Origin of the sequence: Arthrobacter sp. ISL-95 (assembly GCF_018613695.1) — a bacterium.
Classification (GTDB): Bacteria; Actinomycetota; Actinomycetes; order Actinomycetales; family Micrococcaceae; genus Arthrobacter.
This window is the reverse complement of record NZ_JAGGPR010000005.1, coordinates 261,288-278,854: the sequence shown is the minus strand read 5'-3', so window position 1 is coordinate 278,854 and position 17,567 is coordinate 261,288. Positions and strand designations below refer to the sequence as shown.

Here is a 17,567-nt window from a genome sequence, read left to right as displayed (position 1 = left end):
ATTCCAGACAGGACCCCTCTTGGCGGGCTTGATAAGTGAGTAAACTTGTTATCCAATAGTGAAACTTAGTTTCCTGTGATGCACATCTCACGTTCGGCGCTACACTAAAACCGACTCAGTTCAGCATCCACCGCAACAAAAGGTAAACAACATGCAGATCTCCCGTTCGGTTCTGTCCGGCACCAAGATTGCCGCCGTGCTCGCAGCAGGCGCCTTGGCCCTGACCGCCTGTGGTGGTTCCTCCACTCCGGCCGCGTCCTCGGACTCGGGCCTCAAGCTCATCAACGCCGGCAAGTTCACGGTGTGCTCGGACGTTCCCTACGAGCCTTTCGAATTCCAGAAGGACGGCAAGATCGTAGGCTTCGATATGGACATCGCCGCCGAGATCGCCAAGGACGTCAAGGCAGAACTCAACGTGGTGGACAGCTCCTTCGAAGCAATCGAGACCGGCACGGCACTGACCGGCTGCGATGTCTCGATCTCCTCGATCTCCATCACGGATGTCCGCAAGAGCGTCATGGACTTCTCCACCCCGTACTTGGACGACGACCTGACCCTCGTAGCTACCTCGTCCTCCGGCATCAGCAACATTGACGGCGCCAAGGGCAAGAAGGTGGGCGTCCAGCAGGCTACCACCGGTGCACAGTACGCCAAGGACAAGGGAATCGACGCCCAGCAGTTCGAGGACTCCGGCCTCCTGGTCCAGGCCCTCAAGGCCGGCACGATCGATGCCGCAGTGGGTAACCAGTCCGTGCTGGGCTACGCCATCAAGGACGATTCCAACCTCAAGCGCGTTGAAGACTACGCAACGGGCGAGAAGCTGGGCATCTCCATCAAGAAGGGCAACACCGCCATGGCGGATGCCGTGAACGCCACGCTCAAGCGCATCACCGATGACGGCTCCCTGAAGAAGTTCGAGACCACCTGGTTCGGCGAAGCCACCAAGTAGTCCGAGCTCCGGCTCCCAAGATCACGTAGGCGGGCCCCGAAACGATCTGTTCAGGTCCTTTCGGGGCCCCACCTGCGCAACATGAATGTGAGAACCCCATGGCAATGACTGCACGTCAACGAGCCAAAGTCAGTTTGTACGTCCAGGCCGGAATCTTCGTAGTGGCTGTGGTCGCAGTGATCCTTGCTGTGGACTGGAAGACCATTGGTACCAGCGTCTTCAACTTCTCCAAGATCGGGCCGATGTTTCCGGACATCTTCCTGGTGGGCCTCAAGAACACGCTCATCTACACGGCGCTGGCTTTCGTGGTGGGTTTGTCAGGCGGCCTTCTGCTTGCCCTGATGAAGCTCTCCTCCTTCCCGTTGTACCGCTGGCTCGCCACCGGATACATCGAGTTCTTCCGTGGAGTTCCCGCGCTGCTGGTCTTCATCGCTTTCGGCTACGGTGTTCCCCTGGCGTTCGGTGTCCAGTGGGACGTCAACATCGTGGTCATGGTTTCGCTGGGCATGGTGGCTTCGGCCTACATCGCCGAAACGTTGCGCGCCGGCCTGCAAGCTGTGCCCAAGGGCCAGATGGAAGCAGCCCGTTCCCTAGGCATGCCGCAGTGGCGGGCCATGATCTCAATCGTCATCCCGCAGGCATTCAAGATCGTCCTGCCGCCGCTGACCAACGAGATCATCCTGCTCACCAAAGACTCCTCGCTGATCTACGTCCTGGGCCTCACCGCCTCCCAGTACGAGCTCACCAAGTTTGGCCGCGACGGCATCTCCAGCCTTGGTGCAGGCCTCACGCCACTGCTCGTGGCTGGTGCCTTCTACCTGGTCATCACCATCCCGTTGAGCCTCCTGGCACGGAAGTTCGAAAGCCGCTCCGCGCGGACTAAGCGATAGGCAGGACAGTCATGAATAACTCCACTGGGAGCACGTCCACCGTTCAAGCCGCCGGCGTAAACATCAAGGATCTCCGGAAGTCCTACGGCAGCAACGAGGTCCTCAAAGGCATCTCGCTGACCGTAGAACCGGGCCAGGTTGTTTGCTTGATCGGGCCTTCGGGCTCGGGTAAATCCACTCTCCTCCGCTGCGTCAATCTGCTCGAGCAGCCCAACGGGGGAACCATCAACGTGGGCGAGTTCGAGGCAACAGACCCGGACGTGGACCTCAACCGCATGCGCCGGAACGTCGGAATGGTGTTCCAGCACTTCAACCTGTTCCCGCACCTGAGCGTCTTGGACAACTGCACCATCTCCCAGATGAAGGTGCTCAAACGGTCCAAGTCGGAGGCCGCTGGGGTGGCGCGCCACAACCTGGAACGCGTTGGCTTGGGACACCTTGCGGACCGTTTCCCGGACCAGCTCTCCGGTGGCCAGCAGCAGCGCGTCGCCATTGCCCGCGCACTGTCCATGGACCCGCAGCTCATGCTTTTCGATGAGCCCACGTCCGCACTCGACCCCGAAACCGTGGGCGATGTTCTGGCCGTCATGCGCAAGCTGGCCCAGGAAGGCATGACCATGTTGGTGGTCACCCACGAGATGGGCTTCGCCCGCGAAGTTGCCGACCGCGTGGTGTTCATGGACGCCGGTGTTGTGGTGGAAGAAGGGCCGGCGGAGAACGTCATCAGCGCCCCCACCCAGCCGCGTACCAAGGAATTCCTGCGCCGCGTCCTCGACCCCACGCACATCGACGTGGTGGAGGACTGACCCTCTAGTTCGTTCTAACGGGCGGGCGGTACCCCTCTCTGGGGTGCTGCCCGTTCTTTTTGCGTTGGGCACGCCCGTGGGTGCGGGAGCGCCCCTGTTTCCGCCCGGCGCACCCCTCGGTCGCCGGCAGCGCACCCTTACGCGTCATTCGCACCAACGGTTACGGGTGCGATCGGCGGCAACGGTAGCGATGCCCCACTCCTCCGCCGCCAACCCACGAAGTCGCGCACGTGCACACCCGCCGGGCGCACCCGTTTCCGCACGGAGCACCCCTCATTCGCCCGCAGCGCACCCTTACGCGCCATTCGCACCAACGGTTACGGGTGCGATCCGCGGCAACTGTAGCGAAGCCCCACTCCGCCGCCAACCCACGAATTCACCGCACGTGCACACCCAGCCGGGCGCACCCGTTTCCGCCCGGCGCACCCCTCGTTTGCCCGCAGCGCACCCTTACGCGCCATTCACACCAACGGTTACCGGTGCGATCCGCGGTAACGGTAGCGCCCAACCCACAAACCACCCGAGGCCGGGGTCTAGCCCGCCGTCAGGACCTGGCCTACTGCGGCCGAGATGGCTTCCTTGATCCGTGCATGGAGCTCGCGTAAATCTGCCCGGTCCACGCGCACTTCAACAATGGTGCGCCCCTTCAGCGGTGACTTGAGGGCCGCGGTGAGTTCCGCCGTCGTGGTTACCGCTTGGTGTCCGACGCCGTAAGCCGCCGCGAGTGCCGAAATGTCCACTGTGTGCGGGGTAGCAAAGAGGCGCTCGACGGCGGTGCCGTAGGCTCCTGAGTCCTCGACGGCCCCGTGTTCGAGGAGGCTGAAAATGGCACCGCCGGAGTCGTTGAGCACCACGATCCGGAGGTCGGGCACGGGTTCTCCGTGGCCGAGGAGCAGTCCACCGGCGTCGTGAAGGAACGTGACGTCACCCAGAAGAACCGTGGTCTCGCGGCCGCTGCCCAAGGCGATGCCGGTGGCCGTGGCGATGGTTCCGTCGATGCCAGCGAGACCGCGGTTGGCGTAAACCGTGGCGATGGGCTCGGGGTGGGGTTGGCCGGCGAGGTCGACGTCGCGGATGCCGTTGGAGGAACCGAGCACCAATTGTCCGCGGGAATGCTCCCAGACTGTGGCCCCGACCGATGGGCCCTTTGCGTGGATCTCCCCCGCGAGCACGCCGTCGAGGCCGTGCTGAGCTGCAGCGCCTGCGAGGAGCCACGAATCGAGCCAATCGGCAGAGCCGCGGCCTGCGAATTCGGCGAGTTCCGGCAAGGTTTCGATAGGGGTTTCGCGGCGTCGGCCAGCCTCGTACCAGGCAACAGGGACGGGCTGGTAGATCGCAGATTCAACAGACTCACGGGCCAACAGGGCAGCCACCGGACGCGAGAGAGTTGCCCTTCCGAACAGAACGACGCGTTCAATTGGCGTGGGCGAGTCAGGACCGAAGTGTGCCAGCAAGACGCGGTATGGCCCTACGACGTTCGGCCCGAAACGTGCGTTGGATGAAGGTTCAGCAAGCAGGGGCAGGCCGTGAGCGCGGGCAAAAGCTTCGGCTACGGGCCCGGCGTCGTGGCCTGCGAGGACTACGGTGCGTCGCTCGGCGAGTTCGCTTGATGCTGCAGGAAGGTCCAGCGCCTGCGGACCGGCGACGTAATGGAACACGCCGCGACCCGCCGCTTCCGGAAGGGCGTCGCCGCCAGCGGGAACCAAGGGATCCCGGAAGGCGAGGTTCACTTGGACGGGCCCCGGAGGGGTATCTTCGAGGGCGCCCGTGGCTGCGTAAAGCGCAGTGGCAACAGCCTTTTGTGGATGGTCACCGGCCGGGACGGCGACGGCGAATCTTACGTGTTCGCCGAAAAGGTCCAATTGGATGGTGGTTTGGTTCGCCCCGGTTCCGTGAAGTTCCTCGGGACGGTCAGCCGAGATCACCACCACGGGAACGGCGGAATGATTGGCTTCCATCACCGCGGGCAGGAGGTTGCCCACCGCCGTACCGGACGTTGTCACTACTGCCACGGGAGCCTGGGTGGAAAGTGCGAGTCCCAGCGCGGTGAAGCCAGCGTCACGTTCATCGATGCGGACGTGGATCCGAACGCGACCGGCGGCTTCAGCTTCCGCGAGCGCGTAGGCCATAGGCGCTGACCGCGAACCTGGTGCTACCACCACGTGCCGCACACCGCCGTCGAGCAGTGCGGTAACGGCGATCCGTGCGGCGCCAATGGATGTCAGAGAGTCCTGGGAAGTCACCGTCCCAGTCTATTGGCGCTCCCGGACCCGAACGCTCGCTCACATCCCTAGCCCTTCGGGCCAACCGTCTTTCACATCCCTAGCCCTTCCGGCCAACCGTCTATCACCCGGGTGCCGTTTGGGTTCCTTGACGCCCAGAACTACCTCGTTATGGCGGAGGAACCAAGGCTTGAAGGGAGGGTCGAAGCGCGCGAACCTGGGCGAACCGAGCGGTGTCAGATCAGCCAGCTGAAGGGCCTCTGTCTGCGCAACAGTGGCCCCAAGCACGCGGGATGTGAGAGAACGATGGCCCCAAGCACGCGGAATGTGAGAGAGGGACCGGCCCAAGTACGCGGGATGTGAGAGAACGACGGGAGACGAAATGCTCCCCCACCCGTGACCACGGGCGAGGGAGCATTCGTCAGTATCGAATGAAAGCAGGCGCTACTTGCGGAAGACCTGCACTACTGAGGGCCGAGGTGCCCGCACAGCACCGGCGGCCGGCGTGGCTCCGGCCGGGACGTAGTCAGGGAAGAAGGAGTTCTGGGCTGCGAACGATCCGTCCTCACCGGGGTGCTGAACGGCGACGAAAACGGTGCGTTCTTCGTCGTGGATGATGGGACCACAGGTCTCGGCGTCGCGGGGAACTGCGAGGAACTGCTCCACCTTGCCGCGCTCAGGTCCTTCGAGGGTGACCTTGAACAGGCCGTCCGCGTAGCCGATGGTGCCGGGGGCGCCGTCGGTGGAGATCCAGAGGTTGCCCACGGAGTCGAAGGCCACGTTGTCCGGGCAGGAAATGGGCGAGACCTTGTTGGCCGGGAATCCGGAGAAGTAGGTGGAGGTGTTCTTGGCGGGATCGCCTGCAACCAACAGGAGGTTCCAGTTGAACTTGGTGCCTGTCTGCTCGCGCCCTTCGGTAATTTCCACGACGTGGCCGTCACGGTTCAGGTTGCGCGGGTTCACCTCGGTGGCGCTTTCCTTGCCCGGCTTGCCGCGGTCCGTGTTGTTGGTGCAGGCCACGTAAACCTTGCCCGTCCGCGGGTTCGGTTCAACGTCCTCGCAACGGTCCATCTTGGTGGGGCCAACCTTGTCAGCTGCGAGGCGGGTGTAGACCAGAACTTCGGGCACGGTCATGCCCGGCACGGCTGAGGTTCCGTTGACCACCAGGGGAAGCCATTCACCGGTTCCATCAAAGGCGCGGTCGGCGGGGAGCTTGCCGGTACCGTCGATGTCCGCGGGAGAGTCACCCGTGAAGCGGGCCACGTAGAGGTCGCCCTCGGAGAGCAGGTTCATATTGTTCTTGCGGGCTTCCTTGGAGTCGCCAGCCTGGTACTTGCCCTTTGAGACGAACTTGTAGAGGTAGTCAAAGCGCTCGTCGTCGCCCATGTAAGCCACTACGCGCCCGGAAGGAGCGACGATGACGTTGGCGCCCTCGTGTTTGAAGCGGCCCATGGCGGAGTGCTTCCTGGGGGTGGAGGTGGGATCGAACGGGTCTACTTCCACGATCCAGCCAAAGCGGTTGGTCTCGTTGGAGTAGCCGGAGTTGCGGGTATCGAAACGCGGCTCGTCGAGTTCCCACTGGCGCGTGGTTGCCTTCGCGGAAATTCCGTAGCGCTTGTCGCTGTCGCTTGTGCCCGGGGCCGCGAAGTAGCCGTTGAAATTCTCTTCGCCGGAGAGGATGGTTCCCCAAGGTGTGGTTCCACCAGCGCAGTTACCTAGTGTGCCCTTGATCCAGCGACCGGCGGGGTCGTCAATGGTCTTGACCAGGTTGGTGCCGGCGGCGGGTCCGGTCAGCTCGTAAACAGTGTCCGTGAGGAAGCGTCGGTTCAAGGGGGCGCCCTGGACGTAGCTCCACGGCTTGTTCTTGTTCTTGCGCTCGAGTTCCACCACGGCCAATCCGTGCCCTGCGCGCCCGATTGCCCGCGCTTCGGCGGGGTCGAAGCCTTCCGGGAGCATGATGTTCTCATTGGTGTACTCATGGTTGCTGAACAGCACGGCACGGCGATCCTTGGAACCGGGAATCGGCAAGATGTCCGTGTAGTCGTTGTTGTAGCCAAATTGGCGGGCCTGCGCTGCAGCGGTCTGAGCGTTGAGGTCAAAGGCCGGCGAGTCGGCGAAGAGGGGGTCGCCCCAGCGGATGATCGGCTTCCAGTCGAACCCCTCGGGCACGGTGAAGGCATCCACCGCTGCGTCTACGGGCTTGATGGCGGTGAACTTGAGCTTGGACTTCTCGAAGCCCTTCTTCGCGGCATCGGAGAGCCCGTTGCCCGGGTCAGCCACGGCGGTGTCGCCACCAGTAACAGCGCCACCGAGGACGATCGCCAGCGCGCCTGCGGCACCGAGCCCCAAGGCCGCGCGGCGGGACATAGCGGTTGAGGCGATGTCGCGGAAGTATCCGTTGGCGCTGGTGTTGCAGACATCGCCCGAGCAGGCGTTGTCGCACTTCAAAGCACACGTGACGGCACTGCGCTTGCCTTTTGTGTGGCCAAGCATGGGGAGCAGCGGAAACGTGCGTCCGGTGGTTTCAGACATGGGGGTAGACCTTCCAGAGGATGTACGAGGTTCCCGCTGAGCCTTTCAGCGGAATCCAAAGCTGAGAGGTCTCCCTGGTTAAGACCCGGTGAACAAACCGTGCTGGTTTCGCGCCAACACTGCGTGGACGCGACGTAGCCGTTCCATCCACCAGTCCCGGCGCTCCCCCGCTGCCGCATACTGCTCAAGCAGTCCGGGATCGGGGACGGCCTCGCGTAACTGGATGGCGCCGTCGTCGGCTACCAGCGGATCCAGCGTGATGTCCGAAGCGAACAGCGAAACGGTGCCAAGGCCGCAGGCATAGGGAAGGGACGGCAGCGCTGCTGCGAGAGCCAGCCCGGCACGGATTCCCACCGAGGTGTCCAAGGCAGAACTTACGACGGCGGGCAGCCCGGCCCGCTCCACAATGTCCAGGGCGCGTGCGACTCCTCCGAGTGGCGCGACCTTGACCACGATGAGGTCAGCCGCGCCGGCCCGGGCAACGCGAAGGGGGTCCTCCTCCTTACGGACGCTCTCGTCCGCAGCGATGAGGACTGGTGTGCCTGCTGCGCTTAGCCGACGGCGGACCTCGGCCAGGCCCTCGATGGTGGGAACGGGCTGTTCGGCGTACTCGAGGCCAACTGCGGAAAGCTTGCCCAAGGCTTCAACGGCTTGGTCTATGTCCCATCCCCCGTTGGCATCCACCCGGATGGCAGCATCAGGAAGGGCCTCGCGTACTGCATTTACCCGGGTGACATCGTCGGCTAGTTCCTGGCCCCGCTCTGCGACTTTGATCTTGACGGCATCAACCCGCCCAAAGCGAGCCAGCACGTCAGGCACCCGGTCTGCTGCGACGGCAGGAACCGTGGCGTTGACCGGAATAATGTCCCGCAATGGCGTGGGGGACCCCAGCCAGCCCGCTTCCAAGGCTGAGGCCAGCCAGCGGGAGGATTCGTCGTCGTCGTACTCGGGGAAGGGACAGAACTCGCCCCAGCCCAGCGGTCCCCGTAAGAGGAGAGTCTCGCGCTCCATGATGCCGCGGAATTTCACGCGCATTGGCAGCGAGACTACGTGGGCGGAATCGAGGAGTTCTTCGAGGGAGGGAAGTGCAGGCATATTGCCACTGTACCGGCGGCCTCCCATCCGGAATGCAGGCCAATTCGGCTATGTGGAAAAGCTACTCGTCCCAGTACTTCCGCACACCCTCCAACGCTTCAGTCAACTGCTCGCGGGACAGGACGAGCGAGCTTTCCGGTATTCCCAATGCTTGCCATCGCACCACCAGGGTGGTGTCTTCCATCGGCAACGGCCACAACCAGTACCTGCCGGTGAACTGGACAAACTCGGAGTTGTTGCTGCCGCCACCGCCTCCCAAGGTTGTCAGCACAGGGCCGATGACGTCAGCGTCGTCGAAGGCCGACGACCCGTGGATGGCCGCCACAGCCTTGCGTCCGTCCGCAAAACTGATACCCACTTCCAGTCCCGTCCGGGTGTCCAGGCTTGACCGCGGATGGTTGTAGCTCTCCTCCACCACCTCTCGCCATTCCTGGTCCGATTCGCTGCCCCGCTGCGCTGTCCACACCAGATCGAACAGGCAACCCGTGGAGTACACCTCCCCAAGTTTCAGCACCACCACTATCTGCTGGCTCTTGTACACAAACCCGCCAACGCGTGCAATGCCGGGCAGCTCGTCCGACGGCGGGCCGAACCATCCGGGCTGGGCAGGCTGCGGTTCGCGCGGCCGCGCGGGCTGCTCGGGGAGGTCATCGAAGAAGCTCATGCTCCATCCTTACACCGGCACAACAGGACCGGGAGGGGCTCAAGGCAAGCAAGAGGCCGCAATCACGATATTCTCAGAACCACGACTCAATGCGGGGGAATAATGACTCAATCAATGCCCGGTTCCACAACGCCTCCCGGCTGGTACCCGGACCCTTCGGACCCGCGTTTCGTCCGGTGGTGGGACGGACGCGCGTGGACAGCGCAACAAGCGCCGGCTCAGTTTCAGGCTCAGGGCCAATTCCAGGCGCCCGTTCAGCAGCCACGTCGCGAGCTCAGCCCGGAGACGCCGGTGTACAACCCGTTCATCTGGGCAATCACCTTGTTGCCGCTGCTCTCCGTCCTATTCCTGCTGACCTGGCAGCCGGAGTTCCGAATGATCACCACCCGGCAGGGCGTTACCACCATGGACCCCTTCTCCATGTACACCCCCGGCTATTTCTTGCTGATGGGCTCAAGTTTTCTGTCCTACGGCCTCTCGGTGCTGTTCGCGTTCCTTGACCGTCAACGCCTTCTCAAGTCCGGCGTCGTCCGTCCTTTCCACTGGGCTTGGGCATTCCTTAGCGCGCTTGTGTACGTGATCGGCCGCTCTGTGATCGTCAACAAAGTGGCGCCCAAGCGTGGGCTGTGGCCTGTGTGGGCCACCATCGCCGTGTTTGTGATCAGCATGGTGATCACCGGCATCTGGATGTCCAACTTCATGCAGTCCATGTACTCGCAGTTGGCGTACGCCGTGGCGACATAGCACCGGAGCCAAAGCGTCGAGGCGCAGCCTCACACGCGTTAGGTAGACTGCTGACAATAAGGACGGAAGGACTTCCCATGAACCGCAAGGCCACCGCACTGGACGTCGCCAAGAGGGCGGGCGTGTCCAGGAGCGCGGTCTCGCTGGTTCTGAACGGGCGCGGCGACGGGAACGTGGCCAAGGAAAGCCAGGACCGGATCCGGCAGGCTGCGGTGGAGTTGAACTACTCCCCCAATGCCATAGCCCTGAGCTTGCGCAACCAGCGGTCGCGGGTAATCGGGATCCTGTCTGACGAAGTAGTGGTCAGCCCCTTTGACGGCAACATCATCGGCGGCGCCGACGACGTTGCCCGCGCCCGCGGCTTCGTCACAGTGGTGATGGACACCGAACGCGATACCGCCAGGGATGCGAGCGCCATTGAAACCCTCCTGGATCGGCAGGTTGATGGGCTCATGTATGTGACTGTCGGTCTGAAACCCATCGAGATTCCGCACGGCATGCTCCGCGTCCCTTCGGTCCTTGCCAACTGCTACGACGACCACCCCCAACCACAACTGCATCACGTCATTCCGGACGAGGTCACTGGCGGCAGGGTGGCCACGGAGCACTTGTTGGAGCTTGGCCACCGGGACATCGCGCTGCTTGCGGGCTTGGAGGATTCGCCCGCGGCCCCGCTGCGTGTTCAGGGCTACCGGGACGCTCACGCCGCGGCTGATATCCCGGTCCAGGAGGACCGGATCTTTATGGCCGGTTGGGATATCGACGCCGGCTTCCGCGGCGCTATGAAACTGCTCGACGGCGTGTCCCCTGCCGATCGGCCCACGGCCATCATGTGCGCGAACGATCGCTTGGCCGTTGGTGTAACCCTCGCCGCGGCGCGCCTGGGACTTAGTGTTCCCGAGGACCTGTCCATCATGGGCTATGACGACGAAACCCGGATCGCCGACACCATGGTTCCCTCCCTCACCACCATGGCGTTGCCCCTACGCGAAATCGGGCGCGCCGCCATGACAACGCTGCTGGACGCGATCGAGGGCACGAACGAAATCGAAGGTGCGGCCAAAGCAGGAAAGGGAACCACCGTAGAAACGATGGTCCCTTGCCGGTTGGTGGTGCGTGAGTCCACCGGTCCCGCGCCCACGCGCTGACACAGCTCGTTGTGAGGCCCACTCTGCGCCCCAACCCACACGCCAAGCACACACAACAGGCCCCACAGCAAGCGCACGACGCCGGCCTACCGCCTACGCCGGGAGCGTCAACTCCCACACGTCGGCAGTCGCGCCGGCGGGCAAGGCGAGCTGCCATTCCTCCCCCGGAGCCGGGTAGGCCCGGAGGGTCGTGGCGACGGAGCCCGAACGGTATACCTCTACAAGGGATGCATCGATGAAGATCCGCAGTTCCTCGCCCGGAGCCAGGGAGCCGGAGTAAACCGGCTGAGCGTCGGCTCCTGAGCCAAGCACCAACTCCACGGAACCGGAACCAGGGCCAGTGCCGCCACCGTCACCAGCAACAGAAGCACCCCTCACCAATACCTCAGCGAATCCCGGAACCACCACCGAACCGACAGCACCCGTAGCCACAGCAGCACCCCGGTACGCATCAACTTCAGGCACGGGAGAAACGGCGAGCGCCCCGTCAACCACAGACACAACGCGGGGATGCGTCAACACACCCGACCATCCGGCGTCGTCGATTTCTTCTTGCGTACGGCCCCGGCGACCGTCGCGCCCGGGCCCTTCGTTGGCCCAACCCCACAGCAGCGCCGCAGGAGAAGAACCAGCCGAACTGTAAGCGAGCTGCATCATCTGCGGGGCATAGAAGTCGCGGCCAAGATCGGACTTCCCACCGGAGGAAGGCGCAAACACCGGCAACCCGGACACAGGGTCTGCGGACAGGGATCCAATGAGGTGCCCTACGCCGTTGACGTGCTCGTGGTCGTCGCCGGAGAGCCACAGGGAGAACATCATGACCCAGGCGGAACCACCCGAAGCTACAGGCACCTCCACCAGCTGCGGGCATTCCCAGATCTCGGCCGGCGTATGAGCCGCAGCCACGGGATCGGCAGTGGTCAGCCAAATCCCCTGGTACTTCCAGTCGTCAAGGGACTCCACTGTGTACAAGAGCAACGCCGCGCGCCCGTCGGAGAGGCCTGCTCCTTGCATGGCGTATCGGGCGCCGTTGAAGCGGAAGATGAAGGGGTCCCGCACTGCGGTTACCAGCGGATCCGCGGGCATCGAGGCGGCAACGTGCCCGTCCTGCTTCCACGAAACCAGATCGGCCGATCCACGGGCAATCACCACCTGCGAGTGACCGCCGTGGTCCTTAATGCCGGAGTAAGCCGCGGTGGGCACGCCGTCGTCGGAGGTCACCACGCCAGTCCAGCATCCGGCGGAGTCGGGGCCGCCTGTTTGAGGCGAAAGTGCCACTGGGTGCTCTTCCCAACGCACCAAATCGGGAGAGCTTATATGGCCCCAGTTGATCTGCGAGTGCCGCGCGGACGAAGGGTTGTACTGGAAGAACACATGGTAGCGGCCGTTGATGTAGCTGATGCCGTTGGGGTCGTTGATCCAGCCTTGTGCCGGCCGCGAGTGGAAGCGCGGGAATGCGGGATCCGGGTGCGTCGCCGCCATGGCCAGAGAGGAAGAGAGTGCAAGGTCCGTCATTGGAACCCCTTTCAAAAGAGTTACTTGCCCGTGCCTGCGGTGAGCCCGTCCTGCAGCGCACGCTGGCCGAACATGAACACCACCAGCGCGGGAATCATGGAGAGGACAACGCCGGCCAGGACCACCGAGATGCTTCCGGTGCCGAGGTTGCCTTGGAGCGAGACCAAGCCCAGCGGCAGGGTGAAGTTCTGCTCGGAAATGGTCATGATCAGTGGCCTGAAGAACTCGTTCCAGTGGAAGTTGAACGCCAGGATGCCCACGATCGCCAGGCCCGGCATGGCCAGCGGTGCGTACACGGAACGGAACGTCCGCCACGGCGAGGCGCCGTCAATCGCGGCCGCTTCAGCGAGCTCACCCGGCAACCCCATGAAGTACTGGCGCATCAGGAAGGTGCCGAACGCCGTCGGGATGGCCGGAATGATCAGCGCCAGCAGCGTGTCTGAGAGCCCTACGCCGCGGATCAGCATGAACACGGGAACGATCGTGACCTGTGCGGGCACCATCATGGTGGCCAGCACTATGGAGAACAGAGCGCCACGCCCCCGGAACTTAAGGTGCGCGAAGGCGTAGCCGGCCAGCGCGGCGGTGATCATCTGCCCCACCGCGATCAAGCCGGTCACCAACGCACTGTTCACCACCAGGGCCACGATGTTGAGCTGCTTGAACACTTGCTCGTAGGAGGTGAGGTCCGGGTTCAGCGGCAGGAAGGCGGGCGGCAGCTGGAACGATTCCGACGGCGGTCGCAGCGAGGTGGACAACGTCCACAACACAGGGCCGAGAACAAAGACGGACGCGATCAGCAAGACAACGACGCGGACGGCCACCGACCAGTCGCGCTTCTTCCGCTTCACTACAGGCGCCGTGGTGGTGACACGTTCTTGAATGGTAGTCATGGCGGGCCTTACTGGTAGAAGACGAATCGTTTGCTGAGCCGGAATTGTGCGGCGGTGATGGCCATGATGATCAGGGTCAGGATCACGCCGATTGCCGAGGCCTCGCCGAACTCAAGCCGTTGGAACGCGGATTCGAAGATCACCATCACGGCTGTTCGCGTTGAGTCTCCGGGTCCACCTCGGGTGAGCACGTAGGGCTGGTCGAACACTTGCAGCGCGTTGATGATCGCCATGACCGAGGCCACCAGGGTGGTGGGGCTCAGCAGGGGCAGCGTGACGAACCAGTGCTTTCGCCAACCCGTCGCGCCGTCAATCGACGCGGCCTCGTAGGTCTCCACCGGAATGGAGGCGAGGCCGCCGATGAACAGCAGGAACGAGAACCCGAAGTTCTGCCACACATACACAAGAATCACGACGGCGGCAGACCCGGTGGGCGTCGTCAGCCACGGGACCGCTGGGATGCCAACGATGGAAAGCAACCAGTTCACCACGCCGAATTGTTCGTTGAAGAGGTACCGCATGAAGATCGATACCGATGCTGCGGACAGGATCAGCGGGAAGAAGAAGGCCGAGCGGAAGAACACCCTGAGCCAGGCCGGGAGTTTCTCCTGCACCATGATCGCCAGGCCGAGTGCCAGTCCGAGTTGGAGGGCTACAGCCACCACCACGAACACAATGGTGTTCAGGAATGACACCCGGACGGTGGGATCCTGGACTACCTCGGCGAAGTTGTCGAAGCCCACAAACGTTGGTGCGGAGATGATGTCCCAGCGGAAGAATGCCAGTGCGATCGAAGCGACGATCGGCAGCAGCGTGAAGATGCCCATGCCCGCGATGGTGGGTGCCAGGAAGGCCCAGGGAAGCCAGCGTTGCTGCACGCGGCCGCGCTTGGAGACTTGCCCGTTCTTGTGGGCGGTTTGGCGACGGCCCGGCTCGCTCCCCGTCCCCGTTGGCGTACTGGTTGCGGTGCTCATGGCTGCCTCCTCAGGGCCAGTTCAAGATCGCGCTGCATGGAACTGAGGGCGTCTTTGAGCTGACGCTCGTCTCCGCTGACAGCCAGACTTACGTTTTTCATGAGGGCGGTTTCGACGGCGGCCTGCTGGGGCGGTGCTGGAATGGGACCTGTGGTGGGGAACCTGTCCAGGGTGTCGTAGAAGACCTTCCAGTTGCGTGGACCCGTTCCCGCATAAAGCTGTTTGTTGACCATGGATCGACGAGCGGGCGTGGTGTTCGGTGTGGGGAACACGATCTGCATGGCTTCACGGCTGGAGCTGAACTTCACCCATTCCCAGGCGGCGTCCTTATCCTTGGCGGTCTTCATGATCGCGTAGCCTGCCGTGCCGAACTGGTGGCGCTGGCCCCGCCACTTCGGGAAGAACTGGACGTCGAAGTCGTTCTCCGTCATACCCGCCTCGTGGAGGCCTTGGACCCAATAGCCGCCCGCCGGCGTCGTACCTATCCTGTTGGAGGCGAAGAGGCCGATCAGTGCGCTGCCGCCGCCTTCCTCGGGCCGGACACCCAGCCCGTCCTTCACGAGTCCGCGGAGGTAGTCGAAGGATTCGAAGACCCTGGGATCATCAGCGTTGGGTTCAAGCCACTGGTAGCCACCGGAGCGAAGGCTGCGCGAGGAGTCGTTGGCATAGAAGCCGTCCCACAGCCATTCGCCACCCGGGGACTTGGTTTCCTTGAGGAAGCTGGTGTCATTGGCGTAGAGCCACGGCACCACTCCACCGAAGAGGCGGTTGGTCCAGTAGTACGGGGTGAAGTCCTTGGGATTGGCCTTCTTCATGGCCGCGAGGGTGCTGCGGAAGTCCGTGTGCGTCCAGTTGTCGGAGGGCCGGTCCAGTCCCGCTTTACTGAGCGCGGTGGTGTTGTAGTACATGTTGGCGGCGTTCCAGTCGATGGGCAGCTGGAACAGGCTGCCCTTGTACATAAACGCTTCCACCAGGCTGGGGTGGACGTCTTCGAAGTACTCCCGCATGTGGTCGGCATCGCGGCGCAGGTACTCATCCAAAGGGTGCGCCAATTTCTCGGCAAAGAGTTGGGCGCCTTCCGTTGCTACGTACACGACGTCCGGCGGCGTGCCTGCTGCAACCATGGTGAGGATCTTGGTGAAGAAGTCCTTCCAGTCAACAGCCTGGATGGCCTGGACCTTGACCTTGATTTCGGGGTGGACCTTGGCGAAAGCGTCGATGACCTTCTGGCGGGCTGCGGCGTCTGCGGCGGTGCCCATGATGGCGATGCTGAGGCTGTTGTCTCCGCGACCTGGAATGTCGGCCCCGGTCAGGCGCGGCCACGACGCCGCGGTGACTCCAACAATTCCTGCGCCGAGGGCTGTGAGGGCACTCCTACGTGTGAATTCACGCAAAGCTCCGTTGGTTCCCGACATGTAGATTTCCTTCCCTAACACGTGTTAGGAAGCCTATTCTCATCACCTAACACGTGTCAAGCGTCACAGGAATGTTGCCGAGGTCTAACCGCCCCCGTCAGGCATGAGGGAGACTCACACGAGCCGTCCAGAGAACTGTGGCAGTCTAGTCAGAATGAGTTCCCAGCAATTCCGCACCAGCGGGAGGTCGAGCAAACGGCCGCTTCAAGGACGCGACGCAGGTACAGGCACAGGATTCCTGTTCTGCCTCGCCACTATTGCCAGCGCCATTGGCCTGGCTGCGACGTACTACTTCTTTGTGCGCACCACTGCAGGCCAGTTCATCGACGAGTCCGCACTGGTTGAAGCTACCGTGCTGGCCGGAGCAGCCGGCAGGGCCTCCACAGAATTCCTGGACATGCTCCCCATGCTCTCGCTGGCCATCGCCGCCGTCATGGTGCTCTTCGTGACAGTCGCCCGCAAACGCTGGACCGCCGCCGGAATCGCAGTGGCAGCGTGCATCGCCGCCAATGCGGCCACGCAAATTCTCAAGCTCCTCATCCCGGACCGGCCCGACCGCGGCGTCCAAACCCTGGAACTGAACTCACTACCCTCCGGACACACCACGCTGGCAGCATCCGCAGCAGCAGCAGTGTTCCTTATGGTTTCGCCCCGCTGGCGCCCCTTGGCAGGCTTCCTCGGCAGCACCTTCGCCGTAGCAACAGGCGTCTCCACGCTCATCAACCAGTGGCACCGCCCGGCCGACGTCGTGGCCGCATTCCTGGTGGTGGCCGGCGTGATGCTACCGGCAGGATGGCTCATCCTGCGCACCGGCAACAGCTGGAACGTATGGAAGGGGTACGGCGAACACTGGGCCGCCTCGCGCTTATGGGTTTGGCTCACGGTTGCGGCGCTGGTGATCGCTGCTTTTGTTGCGGCCTACTCGCTGCTCCAAGTCATGCCGGGCCTCAGCACTGACAGCACCATCGACTATTTCTGGGCCGGCACCGCCTTCATTGTGATCGTCGGGTACCTGTCAGCACTCGGCGGCACGTGGCTGTTCGGTCTGGCGGCACGCAAGGGCTGAAGCGCTCGGTGGGGCGACCGCTGCGACCGTGACGGCGCACCCGCTCGCGCCCACGCACCACTTACACGACGACGGCGCACCCGCTCGCGCCCACGCACCACGTACACGACGACGGCGCACCCGTTCCCGCCCCACGCACCAGAGGTTACGGGGGCGATCGGCGCTTAAGGGAGCGCCACCCCGGGAGCCTAGTCCTCCGGGCCAACCGAGTCGAAGAACTTGGGCTCTTCCGCGGATGCCGCCCCGCTCCCGTGCGCCTGCTCCTGGATGAAGTGACGATCCTCGTCAGTAAGCGCCGTACCGCCATGAACGTCCGCGGTGTCGCTCTCCCCTGTTTGGCCATTGATAATCGCGGTGACGGTCCGCGGCACAATCATGGTTCCCGGGTTTTCGATGAGCCATTGCTGCGTGTCCGGAGAGAGTTGGTCCCAGAATTCTTTGATGTGCACAACGATCAGCACTGCCCTTCATTGGTGGGGGGTGGATTCGCAAAACTGCGCCATGTGCGCCGGGGAGGCACTCGGTTGATCGTGGACGGGGGTCCTCTCCTAGGCTACGCCCGGCGACGCCGATCCCACCCCGTAAGCAACAGGGTTTCTGAGGATTACGTGACTGCCCGCTTTTCATGCGTTACTGTTAGTCCAATCGATGGAT

Annotated in this window: 15 protein-coding genes and 1 pseudogene; 6 read left to right on the top strand and 10 right to left on the bottom strand. The window is 63.3% G+C overall.

Annotation, left to right across the window (positions count from 1 at the left end; all coding sequences use genetic code 11):
• Positions 1 to 151: 151 nt before the first annotated feature.
• From J7I86_RS07500 to J7I86_RS07490, 3 genes are all read left to right on the top strand, one after another.
• The gene (locus tag J7I86_RS07500; protein ID WP_214818574.1) at positions 152 to 949 is read left to right on the top strand and encodes an ABC transporter substrate-binding protein; all 798 of its coding nucleotides are present in this window, start codon (positions 152 to 154) and stop codon (positions 947 to 949) included.
• 98 nt (positions 950 to 1,047) lie between these two features.
• Positions 1,048 to 1,839: an amino acid ABC transporter permease gene (locus J7I86_RS07495; RefSeq protein WP_214818561.1), complete on the top strand. Its 792-nt coding sequence runs from the start codon at positions 1,048 to 1,050 to the stop codon at positions 1,837 to 1,839.
• An 11-nt stretch (positions 1,840 to 1,850) separates the two neighbouring features.
• Positions 1,851 to 2,645, top strand: coding sequence for an amino acid ABC transporter ATP-binding protein (locus J7I86_RS07490; protein WP_214818557.1), 795 nt, complete (start codon positions 1,851 to 1,853; stop codon positions 2,643 to 2,645).
• A 533-nt stretch (positions 2,646 to 3,178) separates the two neighbouring features.
• On the opposite strand, the gene menD is transcribed toward J7I86_RS07490, so the two are convergent.
• The 5 genes and pseudogenes from menD to J7I86_RS07470 form a co-directional block, all read right to left on the bottom strand.
• Positions 3,179 to 4,888 (bottom strand): 2-succinyl-5-enolpyruvyl-6-hydroxy-3-cyclohexene-1-carboxylic-acid synthase, encoded by a 1,710-nt coding sequence (gene menD / locus J7I86_RS07485; RefSeq protein WP_214818554.1) that lies wholly within the window; start codon positions 4,886 to 4,888, stop codon positions 3,179 to 3,181.
• A gap of 39 nt (positions 4,889 to 4,927) precedes the next feature.
• Positions 4,928 to 5,125 (bottom strand): annotated as a pseudogene (locus tag J7I86_RS22720) (hypothetical protein); the annotation flags it as partial.
• Positions 5,126 to 5,311: 186 nt separating this feature from the next.
• Positions 5,312 to 7,399: a PhoX family phosphatase gene (locus J7I86_RS07480; protein ID WP_214818547.1), complete on the bottom strand. Its 2,088-nt coding sequence runs from the start codon at positions 7,397 to 7,399 to the stop codon at positions 5,312 to 5,314.
• Between the two features lie 78 nt (positions 7,400 to 7,477).
• Positions 7,478 to 8,494: an o-succinylbenzoate synthase gene (locus tag J7I86_RS07475; protein ID WP_214818545.1), complete on the bottom strand. Its 1,017-nt coding sequence runs from the start codon at positions 8,492 to 8,494 to the stop codon at positions 7,478 to 7,480.
• A gap of 61 nt (positions 8,495 to 8,555) precedes the next feature.
• Entirely contained in the window at positions 8,556 to 9,158 is a 603-nt protein-coding gene (locus tag J7I86_RS07470) for a hypothetical protein (protein ID WP_286179470.1), read from the bottom strand.
• Positions 9,159 to 9,272: 114 nt separating this feature from the next.
• Between J7I86_RS07470 and J7I86_RS07465 the strand changes: the two genes are divergently transcribed.
• Both J7I86_RS07465 and J7I86_RS07460 read left to right on the top strand, forming a co-directional pair.
• Positions 9,273 to 9,902, top strand: a complete 630-nt coding sequence (locus tag J7I86_RS07465; protein WP_286179469.1) for a DUF2510 domain-containing protein — start codon at positions 9,273 to 9,275, stop codon at positions 9,900 to 9,902.
• Between the two features lie 77 nt (positions 9,903 to 9,979).
• Positions 9,980 to 11,050 carry a LacI family DNA-binding transcriptional regulator gene (locus tag J7I86_RS07460; protein ID WP_214818539.1) on the top strand — a complete coding sequence of 357 codons (1,071 nt, stop codon included), beginning with the start codon at positions 9,980 to 9,982 and terminating at the stop codon, positions 11,048 to 11,050.
• Between the two features lie 93 nt (positions 11,051 to 11,143).
• Here the strand turns inward: J7I86_RS07460 and J7I86_RS07455 are convergent, their stop codons facing one another.
• The 4 genes from J7I86_RS07455 to J7I86_RS07440 are packed head-to-tail and all read right to left on the bottom strand — an operon-like array spanning position 11,144 to position 15,847.
• A complete protein-coding gene (locus J7I86_RS07455; protein WP_214818536.1) occupies positions 11,144 to 12,565 on the bottom strand; it encodes a glycoside hydrolase family 32 protein in 1,422 nt (473 codons plus the stop codon).
• Between the two features lie 20 nt (positions 12,566 to 12,585).
• Positions 12,586 to 13,458, bottom strand: coding sequence for a carbohydrate ABC transporter permease (locus J7I86_RS07450; RefSeq protein ID WP_214818532.1), 873 nt, complete (start codon positions 13,456 to 13,458; stop codon positions 12,586 to 12,588).
• 8 nt (positions 13,459 to 13,466) lie between these two features.
• Positions 13,467 to 14,432 carry a carbohydrate ABC transporter permease gene (locus J7I86_RS07445; RefSeq protein ID WP_214818529.1) on the bottom strand — a complete coding sequence of 322 codons (966 nt, stop codon included), beginning with the start codon at positions 14,430 to 14,432 and terminating at the stop codon, positions 13,467 to 13,469.
• Positions 14,429 to 15,847, bottom strand: a complete 1,419-nt coding sequence (locus J7I86_RS07440) for a sugar ABC transporter substrate-binding protein (RefSeq protein WP_214818526.1) — start codon at positions 15,845 to 15,847, stop codon at positions 14,429 to 14,431. Before J7I86_RS07440 ends, J7I86_RS07445 begins: the two co-directional genes overlap by 4 nt.
• 154 nt (positions 15,848 to 16,001) lie before the next feature.
• On the opposite strand from J7I86_RS07440, the gene J7I86_RS07435 reads away from it, so the two are divergent.
• Entirely contained in the window at positions 16,002 to 16,913 is a 912-nt protein-coding gene (locus J7I86_RS07435) for a phosphatase PAP2 family protein (protein WP_286179468.1), read from the top strand.
• A gap of 188 nt (positions 16,914 to 17,101) precedes the next feature.
• On the opposite strand, the gene J7I86_RS07430 is transcribed toward J7I86_RS07435, so the two are convergent.
• A complete protein-coding gene (locus J7I86_RS07430; protein ID WP_214818521.1) occupies positions 17,102 to 17,374 on the bottom strand; it encodes a hypothetical protein in 273 nt (90 codons plus the stop codon).
• Positions 17,375 to 17,567 lie beyond the last annotated feature (193 nt).